Annotated in this window: 11 protein-coding genes; 4 read left to right on the forward strand and 7 right to left on the reverse strand. The window is 70.0% G+C overall.

Features of this window, described 5'->3' with window-relative positions; all coding sequences use genetic code 11:
- Window positions 1-68: 68 nt before the first annotated feature.
- Both ASG69_RS04880 and ASG69_RS04885 read right to left on the reverse strand, forming a co-directional pair.
- Window positions 69-2,441: a DUF6049 family protein gene (locus ASG69_RS04880; protein ID WP_156380469.1), complete on the reverse strand. Its 2,373-nt coding sequence runs from the start codon at window positions 2,439-2,441 to the stop codon at window positions 69-71.
- 38 nt (window positions 2,442-2,479) lie between these two features.
- Window positions 2,480-3,142: an NUDIX hydrolase gene (locus tag ASG69_RS04885; RefSeq protein ID WP_082544265.1), complete on the reverse strand. Its 663-nt coding sequence runs from the start codon at window positions 3,140-3,142 to the stop codon at window positions 2,480-2,482.
- A gap of 78 nt (window positions 3,143-3,220) precedes the next feature.
- Here ASG69_RS04885 and ASG69_RS04890 point away from each other — a divergent pair, with 78 nt between their 5' ends.
- On the forward strand, window positions 3,221-4,672 hold the full coding sequence (locus ASG69_RS04890) for a CCA tRNA nucleotidyltransferase (RefSeq protein ID WP_056440866.1): 1,452 nt from the start codon (window positions 3,221-3,223) through the stop codon (window positions 4,670-4,672).
- On the opposite strand, the gene ASG69_RS04895 is transcribed toward ASG69_RS04890, so the two are convergent.
- Window positions 4,617-5,957, reverse strand: a complete 1,341-nt coding sequence (locus ASG69_RS04895; protein ID WP_235578855.1) for an MFS transporter — start codon at window positions 5,955-5,957, stop codon at window positions 4,617-4,619. The genes ASG69_RS04890 and ASG69_RS04895 overlap by 56 nt on opposite strands.
- A gap of 73 nt (window positions 5,958-6,030) precedes the next feature.
- Here ASG69_RS04895 and ASG69_RS04900 point away from each other — a divergent pair, with 73 nt between their 5' ends.
- Entirely contained in the window at window positions 6,031-6,636 is a 606-nt protein-coding gene (locus ASG69_RS04900; RefSeq protein ID WP_027505973.1) for a YqgE/AlgH family protein, read from the forward strand.
- Window positions 6,637-6,650: 14 nt separating this feature from the next.
- On the opposite strand, the gene ASG69_RS04905 is transcribed toward ASG69_RS04900, so the two are convergent.
- Both ASG69_RS04905 and ASG69_RS04910 read right to left on the reverse strand, forming a co-directional pair.
- Entirely contained in the window at window positions 6,651-8,027 is a 1,377-nt protein-coding gene (locus ASG69_RS04905; protein ID WP_056440868.1) for a glutamate decarboxylase, read from the reverse strand.
- Between the two features lie 49 nt (window positions 8,028-8,076).
- The gene (locus tag ASG69_RS04910) at window positions 8,077-8,706 is read right to left on the reverse strand and encodes a UdgX family uracil-DNA binding protein (protein ID WP_027505975.1); all 630 of its coding nucleotides are present in this window, start codon (window positions 8,704-8,706) and stop codon (window positions 8,077-8,079) included.
- Window positions 8,707-8,779: 73 nt separating this feature from the next.
- Between ASG69_RS04910 and ASG69_RS04915 the strand changes: the two genes are divergently transcribed.
- Entirely contained in the window at window positions 8,780-9,673 is an 894-nt protein-coding gene (locus tag ASG69_RS04915) for a glucose 1-dehydrogenase (protein ID WP_056440870.1), read from the forward strand.
- 82 nt (window positions 9,674-9,755) lie between these two features.
- The gene (locus ASG69_RS04920; RefSeq protein WP_027505977.1) at window positions 9,756-10,157 is read left to right on the forward strand and encodes a hypothetical protein; all 402 of its coding nucleotides are present in this window, start codon (window positions 9,756-9,758) and stop codon (window positions 10,155-10,157) included.
- On the opposite strand, the gene ASG69_RS04925 is transcribed toward ASG69_RS04920, so the two are convergent.
- Both ASG69_RS04925 and ASG69_RS04930 read right to left on the reverse strand, forming a co-directional pair.
- The gene (locus ASG69_RS04925; protein WP_235578856.1) at window positions 10,132-11,130 is read right to left on the reverse strand and encodes a bile acid:sodium symporter family protein; all 999 of its coding nucleotides are present in this window, start codon (window positions 11,128-11,130) and stop codon (window positions 10,132-10,134) included. The two genes, ASG69_RS04920 and ASG69_RS04925, sit on opposite strands and share 26 nt — an antisense overlap.
- 1 nt (window position 11,131) lies before the next feature.
- Complete coding sequence (locus ASG69_RS04930; protein ID WP_027505979.1) at window positions 11,132-11,545, reverse strand: SdpI family protein; 414 nt, start codon at window positions 11,543-11,545, stop codon at window positions 11,132-11,134.
- Between the last annotated feature and the right edge of the window lie 2 nt (window positions 11,546-11,547).

An 11,547-nucleotide genomic window follows, 5' to 3' on the forward strand; every position in this document is an offset into this window, starting at 1 on the left:
GGCGCGCGAGGCGCCCGCGGTACGGCGTCCCGTCGCCCGTGAGGAATGCTCCCCGTCATCGAGAATCCTTACTGTTCGTCGGCGGGATCCGGTTGGCCCCGGAACCGGTGCCACAACCGTCGGCCCGCGAGCAGCAGCAGGAGCGCACCGGCGCCTGCTGTGATGATCGCCAAAGCACGACCGTACGCATTGGACCGCACATTGACGGTCGCAGCCTGCCCGAGTCGCGTCCCGTCGGTGGTGCTCAGGGAGAACTCCACCACCATCTTGCGCGAATCGCTCACTCGAGCGGGAATCTGCAGAGAACGACTTCCCCGTGGGGGCAGCTGCTGCGGGCCGATGTTTTCGATCTGCATCGCGTCGGGCGCGTCGACCGCCAGGTCGACGGTGATGCCGATGGGCAGATCGTTCCGCGCGACCAACAGCAGCGGGCTGGCCTCCGAGGCGAGGGTGAAGACACCGCCGGGCGCGAGGATCGTCACGGATCCGTACAGCCGGTCCAGGCCGGCGGCAACGTCGGCGGCACGGCGGCGCGCGGCCTGTTCCGACTCCCCGCGCTGCCCGCCCCGACGATCAGACGTGGTCATCGCCCGCAGGAGATCCTCCCGCAGCGGAGCGACGTACAGCGCGGGCGAGATCGCGGCACGCGAATCGTCGATCAGCGCGGCCGCCAGCGCACCGATGCGGGCGTTCTGGGCAGCCACGACATCGCGGACATCGGCCGGTGCGCCGTCCTCCACGGCCGCGTCCGGGTAGTCCGACTCGGCCGCCTCCAGCGGAGGCGGGACCGCCAGCAGGTCGGACAGGGAGCGCGGCGTCGCGAGTCCGCTACGGAACAGGCCCGCGATGGTGCCGAGCACCGCGGAGGCCTCGTCGCGGTCGGGAGTCCAGGTCTGTGGCGGCGCGACGGTGAGTGATCGTGGGCCGTCCGTGGCAGCGACCGTGTCCGGGGCGCCGGCGTTCAGCGCGTCGAAGTGCAACGCGCCGAGCGCGTCCTGCAATCGGGCCGTGCGCGAGTCCTCGGCGACGTCGTACACCTGCTCACGCGGTGTCACGGACGGGGTCGTCGGGTGCTCGCCCACCGCGGACAGCGCGGTGGAGACCTCGGTGTCGTAGAGCGCGGCACGCAGCGGAGGGGTGCCCGCATCGGTCGCGAGGGTCACCGTGTCGGGCGTACTGACGGTCTGCACGGCGTCCTGTGCGAGCAGTGCGACCGTCCGGCCCGACGCCGCGACCATGGCCGCCCCCGCATCGTCGAGAGCACCCGCGTCCGGCCACAGGACGTCGCGGCGGGACGTGACTCCGAGGATCGAGTCGGCGACGTCCGCCGGCGTCGTGATCGCGGCAGAGGTCAGAACCGGGTCGGCCACGGCGGCGACGGCCGCGAGATCGGTCTGGGCGAACGGCACCGCGGTGACACACATCGAGGACGCGAGGGTGCGGACGCGATCGAGCCACGACGCGGCGGCGACGGCGCCGCTGCCCTCGGAGGCAGGGCCGGTGGGATCGGCCGGGTCGTCGACCACGAGGTAGCCCCGCGCCATGCTCGAGACGGTGACCAGCAGGTCGGGATCGACGGCGAGACATGTCGAGGACGCGAGTGCGCCCTCGGTGTCGACGGTCGGTCCGGTCGCGAACTCCAGTGCCGACACCAGTCCTTCGAGTCGACCGCCGGCGGAGAGCGAGGCGGCGAGGTCGTCGTCGTTCAGTCGCACCTCCTCGTCGACGGTGCCGGGCAGGCCCGCCGCCAGGTGTGGGCGGTCGGCCAGCGGCCAGAGCAGCGTCGTGGCGACGGGGCGTCCCGTGTCCGGTGGAAGCGGAACGGCATCGGGAGCGGCCGGATCGAGCACCGTGGTGTCCCGCGGCAGACCCGCGACGGGAAGCAGGAACGCGGCGTCGTCGAGCCGTGCCTCCTGCCCGTACTCGGGGTTGCCGTTGACGTTCACCATCATCGGATAGACACCCGGCCGATCCAGACGCAGCGACGGTCCGGTGGTCGAGCGCAGCGGCAGGGTCAGCTCGAACGGCAGCGTGTCGCCGCGTTGCAGCGCGGTGTCCGATCCGTCGCCGGTGAGCGACTCGAAGGGCCCGACCGTGTCGAAGCGGTCCTGATCCTCGGTGAGCGAGGTCCGGAGTTCGTCGGCCGTGCGTACCGCGGGTGCTCGCTGCAGCCGGACCGAGATGTCGCTGACCGCGCGGTCCCCGACGTTGGTCACCGTTCCCGTGACGGTGACGACCGGCGCACTGCTGGTGGAGACGGTGGTCGGCGTGACCTCGTCGACGGAGATCGACAGGAACGTGCCGTCGATCGAGGTGTCCGGTGGCGCCAGCGTGGCCGAGGGCGACGGTGTGCTCCGCGTCGTGGTGGGGTCACTGGCCGGGGTGGAGGGTTGCGCTCCCGCGGGGACGGTCAGCCAGGCGAGCACGGCGAGGATCGCCATGACCACGGCGAGGCGCCGGGCCGTCGGTGCGGACCGGGTCATTCGGCGGCGGGAAGGTCGGAGACCGGTCGGGGGGAGGCGGGAAGGTCGGAGACCGGTCGGGGGGAGGCGGGAAGGTCGGAGACCGGTCGGGGGTTCTGCGTGTCGGCGGACTTCTCGCGCGCCATCGAGTCGATCATCTCGCCGGCTCGCTCGGCGAGCTTGCGCTCGTCGGCGTACGCGAGCCGGGAGTGCAGTTCGCTGAGCGGCACCCAGGCCACCTCGGTGACCTCGACGTCCTCGTCCGACAGTTCGCCGCCGAGGGATCGCAGCAGGTAGTGGTGGACGGTCTTGTGGACGCGTCGTCCCTCGGTCACGAACCAGTAGTCGATGCTTCCCAGGGGCGCGAGGACGGACCCGGTGATGCCGGTCTCCTCCTCCACCTCTCGCTCGGCCGTCTGCTCAAGCGTCTCGCCCTGCTCGATGTGACCCTTGGGCAGCGACCACAGCAGTCGGCCTCGTCGGTCGGTGCGACCGATGAGGGCGGCGCACTGGCCGTCGCGGGGTCCGTCGAGTCCGTCGACGACCAGGCCGCCGGCCGAGGTCTCCCGAACGGTGCGCAGTGTGGGTTTGTCGGCCCCTCGTGTTCCGGGGTCGGCGGCGGCGCGAGGACGCCGTCGCACACCGCGACGTGTTCTCTTGGCTCGCTCGGCACCGGACACCCGATCGATACTAGTTCCGTCCGCCCTGCTCCCGGTGGGACGCACCGCGAAGTGCGCGCCTCGGTAGGGTGTGACGTCGTGCCTCCCCCGCCTGCCACCGATCCGGACCGCCGCGCACGGCTCCTCGCGTCGGGTGCCGTGGCCCTGCGCGCGCACGACGACATCCTCGGTCCGCTGGGGTGGCTGTTCGCTGCGGCGGGCCACGAGTTGTACCTCGTCGGCGGGAGCGTCCGGGACGCTCTCCTGGGCCGCTTGAGCAGTGACCTCGACTTCACGACGAACGCTCTGCCCGAGCACGTGCAGGCGCTGCTGGCGGGCTGGGCCGACCATCAGTGGGACACCGGCATCGACTTCGGCACCGTCAGTGCGGTCAAGCACGGTCGGCAGATCGAGATCACGACGTTCCGGAGCGACAAGTACGACCGGGTGTCCCGGAATCCGATCGTGCAGTACGGCTCGACGCTCGAGGACGACCTGGTCCGGCGCGATTTCACACTCAACGCCATGGCGGTGCGGATCGGGCCGGACGGGGCCGGCGAGTTCGTCGATCCCCTGGGTGGCCTGGACGCGCTGCTCGAGGGAGTCCTGGACACGCCGACCACCCCGGAGGCGTCCTTCGACGACGATCCGCTCCGGATGCTGCGCGCTGCGCGGTTCGTCGCCCAGCTCGGCTTCACGATGCTGCCGCGGGTCCGCGCGGCGATCGAGAACATGGCGGAGCAGATCGACCGGATCACGGTCGAACGCGTCACCGCCGAGCTGGACAAGCTGATTCTCGGCGAGTTCGCCGTCGACGGCATCGACGCCCTGTGCGAGACGGGGATCGCGGCACGCATCCTCCCGGAGGTGCCGGCGATGACGCTCGAGATCGACGAGCATCACCAGCACAAGGACGTCTATCAGCACTCCCTCACGGTTCTGCAGCAGGCGATCGACCTCGAGGACGGCGATCCGGACCTGGTGCTCCGATGGGCGGCGCTGCTCCACGACATCGGCAAGCCCGACACCAAACGCAACGAGCCCGGCGGCGGGGTGAGCTTCCACCACCACGAGGTGGTGGGCGCCAAGATGGTGCGTCGCCGCCTGCGCGCACTGAAGTTCCCGAAGAAGCTGACCGATGACATCGCGCAGCTCGTCTTCCTTCATCTGCGTTTCCACGGCTACGGCAAGGGTCAGTGGACCGATTCGGCCGTGCGTCGTTACGTCACCGACGCCGGCGATCTGCTGCCCCGGCTGCACAAGCTGGTCCGTGCCGACTGCACCACCCGCAACAAGCGCCGTGCAGCGTCCCTGCAGGCGACGTACGACGATCTCGAGCGGCGTATCGCGGCACTCGCCGAGCAGGAGGACCTGGCCAGGGTGCGTCCGGATCTGGACGGCAACGCCATCATGGAACTGCTCGGCATTCCGGCCGGCCCGCAGGTGGGAGAGGCGTGGAAGTTCCTGAAGGAGCTTCGTCTCGACCGCGGGCCGCTCAGTCGTGAGGATGCGGAGAAGGAGCTCCTGGCGTGGTGGGCCGCGAGGTCCTGACGCCGATCCGGAGCGCGATCGCCGCTGCCGCCGCGTAGGCGACGACGCCGGCGACCACGCAGACGACGGCTGCGGACGTGTCGACCGCGGTCGACCCCGGACCGATCACGAGGGCCGCGCCCGCCACGGCGCCGACGAACGCCACGTTGAACACGGTGTCCTGTACGCCGAAGACGCGTCCGCGGGTGTCGTCGTCGATGTCCGTCTGCATGGCCGCGTCGGCGGTCAGCTTGACCGTCTGACCTGCGAACCCCAGGAGAAAGGCCGCGAGGATCAGCAGGTCCGGCACCAGCCCGACGACGAGGGTGGCCTGGGTGAGCGTGGCCAGGACCAGCGCACCGACCACGGTGCGCGTGCGGCCGAGGCGCGGCAGGAGAACGGGCGTGCCGAGTGCGGCGAGGAACATGCCCGCCGCGGCGGCACCCACCGTCAACCCGAAGCCCGCCACACCGCCGGGCAGGACGGACGAGCGCGCGCCCTCGCGCAGCACCAGCACCATCACGAGGGTGTCGATGCCGAAGGCAACCCGGTGGGCACCCACTCCCACCAGCGCGGCGGCGACGGACGGGGTACGGCGCACCGCGACGAAGCCGGACACCCAGTCGGCGAGAACGCGGCGGGTCGGGGCGGACACCGAGGCGGCGCCGGGACCCAGCCGTCCGGAAGCGAAGCCGCGCGCGAGGAGAGTCGCCGCGACGGCACCGACGGCGGACACGGCCGTCGCGAGGGCCGTGGCCCGATCCGACGGCCCGACGAGTCCGAGCACCAGGACAGCCACCGACGCGCCGACGGCGGAGACGACTGCGCCGACGGTGACCAGGGCGGCGTTGGTCGCGACGAGCGATCGCACCGAAACGACGTGCGGTAGCGACGCGGACAGGCCCGCCAGGACGAACCGGCTCACTCCGACGACGGCGAGGGCCGTGATCAGGACGGCCGTCGTCGAGGCGCCCGCGACGAGTTGCCCGGTGGCGCAGAGGATGAGGAGCGACTTCACGATGCCTGCGCGGGCGAGCACGGTCGCTCGATCGACGCGGTCGAGGATCCGCGCGGCGAACGGGCCGATCAGCGAGTACGGCAACAAGAGCACCGCGAAGCCGGCGGCGATCGCAGCGGGATCGCCGCCGCGCTGCGGGTCGAAGAGAATCGCGCCTCCGAGGGCGGCCTGGAACATGCCGTCGCCGAACTGAGAGGCGACACGCAGCGCGACCAGACGAGGTGCTCCGGGCTCGTGTCGGACGGATCGCAGCGCGTCGACGGCGCCGGTCCGCTCCGTTCGGGTCACGCGGGTGACACTAACCGCCGCCTCGGCGCGTCATCTCTCGCACTGTCGAGGCTGCCGGTGCCATGATGAGGAGGTGGCACACGCAGAAGAACCGGAGGACCGGACCGCGTCGGCCGATCAGGTGGTGCGGCCGGGATCGCTGCTGGTCTCGTCCACGGAACTCGTCGAACCGACGTTCCGTCGCACCGTGGTCTACATCATCGAGCACAACGACGCCGGCAGCCTGGGCGTCGTCATCAATCGGCCGAGCGAGACCGCTGTGCACAACGTGCTCCCGCAGTGGTCGGATCTCGCGGCGTCCCCGAAAGCGCTCTACGTGGGCGGACCCGTCAAACGCGACTCCGCGCTGTGTCTGGCCACGCTGCGGTCCGGCGTGGACGTCGACGACGTGCGGGGCATCCGTCGAGTGGACGGCCGTGTCGTGATGGTCGACCTGGACTCCGACCCGGCCGCGATCGCCCCGCTGGTGGAGGGCATGCGTATCTTCGCCGGCTACTCGGGATGGACGCTCGGACAGCTCGAGGGAGAACTCGAGCGGGACGACTGGATGGTGGTGTCCGCGCTGCCGTCCGACGTCGTGGGCCCGCCGCGCGTCGATCTGTGGGCGCAGGTGTTGCGCCGTCAGCCGCTGCCGCTGGCGATGCTGGCGACCCACCCGATCGACGTCGACCGGAACTGAGACCGAAGTTCTCGTCAGTGGGCGAAGTGCCGAGCGTGCGAGTGCCCGTCGCCGTCGGTGGAGAGCGACGCCAGGACGGCGTCGATCGCTTCGCACAGCATCCTACCCAGGTCTGCCGAGAATCCCTCTCGCACAACAATTCTCAGGACCGAGACCGACTCGGCGCGGGCCGGCATGGTGTACGCGGGAACCTGCCACCCGCGGGCGCGGAGTTCGTGAGAGACATCGAAGACGGAGAAGCCGCAGTTCTCCCGCAGCGCGAATGCCACCACCGGGATGTCGGACCCGTCGGAGATGACGTCGACGTCGCCGTGCTCGCGCAGGTGGTCGGCGACGCGGGTCGCGGTCGAGCGCAGCGAGGTCATGACATCCGTGTAGCCGGCGCGGCCGAGGCGGAGGAAGTTGTAGTACTGACCGATCACCTGATTGCCCGGGCGTGAGAAGTTCAGGGTGAACGTCGGCATGTCACCGCCGAGGTAGTTGACGCGGAACACGAGGTCCTCGGGGAGGTCCTCCTTCTCGCGCCACACGACGAATCCCAGGCCGGGGTAGGTCAGTCCGTACTTGTGACCACTGGCGTTGACGGACTTCACGCGCGGCAACCGGAAGTCCCACACCAGATCCGGGTTCAGGAACGGGACCACGAAACCGCCGCTGGCACCGTCCACGTGAATGGGGACGTCCGGCCCGCCGGCCGCGGCGATCTCGTCGAGCACGGCCGAGATCTCCTCGACCGGTTCGAGTTCGCCGGTGAACGTGGTCCCGAGAATCGCGAGCACGCCGATGGTGTTCTCGTCGACGGCGTCGCGCACCTGGTCGGCCGTGACGACGTAGCGGCCCGGCTCCATGTCGAGGTACTTCGGCTCGACGTCGAAGTAGCGACAGAACTTCTCCCAGACCACCTGGACGTTCGTCCCCAACACGAGGTTGGGCCGACCGGTGTCCGCACCGGCCGCGGTCCGACGTGCGCGCCACCGCCATTTCAGTGCCAGACCGGCGAGCATGACGGCCTCGGACGAACCGATCGTCGAGACGCCCGTCGCGCTGGACGGATCGGTCGGGTCGAGCCCGGGCGCGTTCCAGAGATCCGCCACCATGTTGACGCACCGCTCCTCGATCGCCGCGGTGGCCGGGTACTCGTCCTTGTCGATCATGTTCTTGTCGAACGTCTCGGCCATCAGCTTCTCGGCCTCGGGCTCCATCCACGTGGTGACGAACGTGGCGAGGTTGAGGCGGGAACTGCCGTCGAGCATCAGCTCGTCGTGGATGAAGCGGTAGGTGACGTCGGGATCCATGCGGTCGTCCGGCAGTCGCAGCGCCGGAACGGGATCGTTGGCCAAGCGCCCGGTGTAGGCAGGAGAGATCGTTCCGTCGCGCGGGATTCTCGTCACGACGCCACGCTACTGCGGTGACCGGGGCGGTGCCTGTGAACTTCCGGTGTCATTCCAGAAGTGATGCGGCCACTCGCAGATCGGCGACGAGTGCGTCGAACGCGGCATCGCGTTCGTCGTCCGGCGCTCGGAGGACGGCCGACGGGTGCGCGGTGGCAACAGCTCTCGCCTCGCCCACCTCGAGGACGCGCCCCCGGTCGACACCGATCCGGAACGAGGTCCCCAGCATCGCCTGCGCCGCCGTCGCGCCGAGGAGGACCACGACGGACGGGTCGACGGCGCGGATCTCCGCCTCGAGCCACGGGTGACACGCGACGACCTCCGAGCGCAGCGGCTTCTTGTGGATGCGCCGCGGGCCGCGGTCGGCACGCGTGAATTTGAAGTGCTTGACCGCGTTGGTGACGTAGGTCAGCTCCCGGTCGATGTCCGCCTGCGCCAGAGCACGATTCAGGAGCGCACCCGCCGGGCCGACGAAGGGCTGTGCCCGTCGATCCTCCTGATCACCCGGTTGCTCGCCGATGAGCATCATGCGAGCGGACGGGGTGCCGGCTCCGAACACCGTGTTCTCCGCGGGCTCCCACAGGTCGCATCCCCGGCAACTGCGGGCGGCGTCGGCGAGAACGCGGAGATCGTCGGACTCGGGCACGAAGGTGCCTGCGCCGGGAAACTTCGGGGCCATGTCTTCGGTGGTACCCGCCACGGACCCGGTGACACGTGTTTGGCACCCCCCACGGCCGGGGCATGCCACGGCGATGACCGACCAGTACACGTTCACCGATCCCGTCACCCAGTACCGACAGGACGGGTACCCCGAGCAGCACCAGGATCCGCCGGGCCTCGCCGCGGAACTCGAGCCCAAGGCCGACCACGGTGAGGGCAGCTACCGCGGCACCGGCCGGCTGACCGGGCGCAAGGCACTGGTCACCGGTGCGGACAGCGGCATCGGCCGCGCCGTCGCCATCGCGCTGGCCCGCGAGGGCGCCGACGTCGTTCTCAACTACCTGCCGTCGGAGGAGAAGGACGCGCAGGAGGTGGCCGACCTGGTGCGCACCGCCGGGAGGACCGCGGTACTCGCTCCCGCCGACCTCACGGACGAGTCCGCGGCTCGCGGCATCGTGCGCACCGCCGTCGAGAAGTTCGGTGGCATAGACCTTCTCGTGAACGTCGCCGGCAAGCAGCAGTACGTCGAGAAGCTCGAGGATCTGAGCCCGGAGCAGTTCGACGCCACGTTCAAGACCAACGTGTACGCGCTGTTCTGGATCATCCAGGAAGCGGTTCCGCACATGCCGGCAGGATCGACCATCGTCAACACCAGTTCGATCCAGGCGTACACGCCGTCACCGGGACTCGTGGACTACGCGACGACCAAGATGGCGATCAACACGATGAGCAAGGCGCTGGCGCAGCAACTCGCTCCTCGTGGGATCCGCGTCAACGTCGTTGCTCCCGGCCCGTTCTGGACGCCCCTGCAGGCGTCCGGTGGACAGCCCACGTCGGCGCTGCCCGAGTTCGGCCAGGAGACGCCGCTCGGTCGTGCGGGTCAGCCCGCCGAGTTGGCCGGTGCCTACGTGTACCTCTCGTCGGCCGAGTCCGGGTACGTCACCGGCGACACGCTGAACGTCAACGGCGGCATGCCGACGCCGTAGTCGCCCGATCGTGGACTTCCGGCCCCGCATTCCGGGGTCGGGAGTCCACGATCACCGGAGCCCTCAGGCCTACCCTGGTGACATGACCGACTTCTCGTCCGACCAGGCCGCGTCGTTGCCCGATGCGGAGGTACTCGATCTCGTCGTTGCACTCACGAGTGCTCGCCCGGCGCTGCGGGCGGTGTACGACGCCGCGCTGGGCCTCACCCCGGAAGCGTCCGTCGATCCCGACATCGTGCCGCGCACGCCGTCGGTGACCGACATCCCCCAGGTTCCGACGGACCCGGGGTTCACCGACGCCGGAGTGCCCACCTTCGACGCGGTGCGCGAACGCATCGACGGGCGTTCGGGGCGCGCGGTGGGTTCCACCGAGCTGGACGCCGAGAGCGCGGTCGGACGCACCGAGGCGGAGAAGTTCGCCGAGCGGGAGCGTGCCGGCAAGGCGCGCCTCGACGAGATCAGGAAGTCGATGCAGCGTCCCTGATCGCCTCGCGCTCGTAGCGGCCCGCCAGGACGGCGCACACCACGAGTTGGATCTGGTGGAAGATCAGCAGGGGAAGCACGATCACTCCCACGGGTTGCCCGACGAAGAGCACGGAGGCGATCGCGATGCCGCTGGCCAGGCTCTTCTTCGAGCCACAGAACACCACGACGATGCGGTCGTCACGCGTCATGCGGAGCGCGCGCGCGATCCCGGCAGTCGCGGCGAGGACGATAACGAGCAGGGCGCTGCACAGGAGTACCACCGCCACGATCTGCCACGGCGTGGTGGCAGCCCAGACTCCGTCGACGCGCGACGCGCTGAACGCGGCGTAGACGATCAGGAGGATCGATCCGCGGTCGACGAGCAGCGTGGTGGACCGATGCCGCTCCACCCGTCCTGCGAGCCATCGCCTCGCGAACTGTCCGGCCACGAACGGCAGCAGGAGTTGGAGCATGATGTCGACGATCGATCCGGCATCGATGCTCGCACCGCCCGTCGTGCTCATCAGCAGGACCACCAGCAGCGGCGTCGCGAACACTCCGATGATGTTGGACAGCGACGCGCTGACGACGGCGCCGGCGACGTTACCGCGGGCGATCGAGGTGAAGGCGATCGACGACTGGATCGTGGACGGAACGAGGCAGAGGTAGAGCATCCCGGTGTAGAGGTCGTCGGTCAGCAGCCCCGGCGAGAGCACCCGTACTCCGAGCCCGAGGACCGGGAACAGCAGGTACGTGCAGGCCAGAACGACCCCGTGCAGTCGCCAGTGCCGGACTCCGTCCATGGCGTCACGCGGAGACAGTCTGATTCCGTACAGGAAGAACAGCAGGGCGATGCCGATCGTGGTGACCCACGACAGGACGTCCGCTGCGGTGCCGGAGACCGGGAACACGGTGGCCGCGATGGCAGCAGCGAAGATCGCGAGGACGAAGCCGTCGAGCGCTCTGATGGTGCCTGTCAGGGAGGACGCCACGTCAGGACGGCTGGCACGCGTCCTTGAGGCTGCACGAGATGCAGCTGTGGCCGCATCCACCGGTCTCCTCGACCGGCACTGCGGCCGCGGCGCGGGTGCCCATGGCACCGCCGTACGCAGCGGTGACGAGCGCGGCGACGGTGGTCAGCACGGCGGCGACCACGCCGAAGATGCCGCCCGGCGCGAGGGTCGCCACTGCGCCGACCAGCAGGAAGACCGCGGCGGCGGCCGTCGTCGGGCCGGCGACTCGGTTGGCGACGGTGAACGTCTCGTCCGAGCGCATGCTCGCTTCCGTTCGGACTCCGGCGACGGAGTTGCGCTTCAAGCGGCCGGTCAGACCGAGGAACGCCACCGCGCCCAGCGCCACGGCGCCGACGAGGAGTACGAGCAGAAGGATCACGGACACGACAATCACGA

The organism is Rhodococcus sp. Leaf225, assembly GCF_001426145.1.
Taxonomy (GTDB): domain Bacteria; phylum Actinomycetota; class Actinomycetes; order Mycobacteriales; family Mycobacteriaceae; genus Rhodococcoides.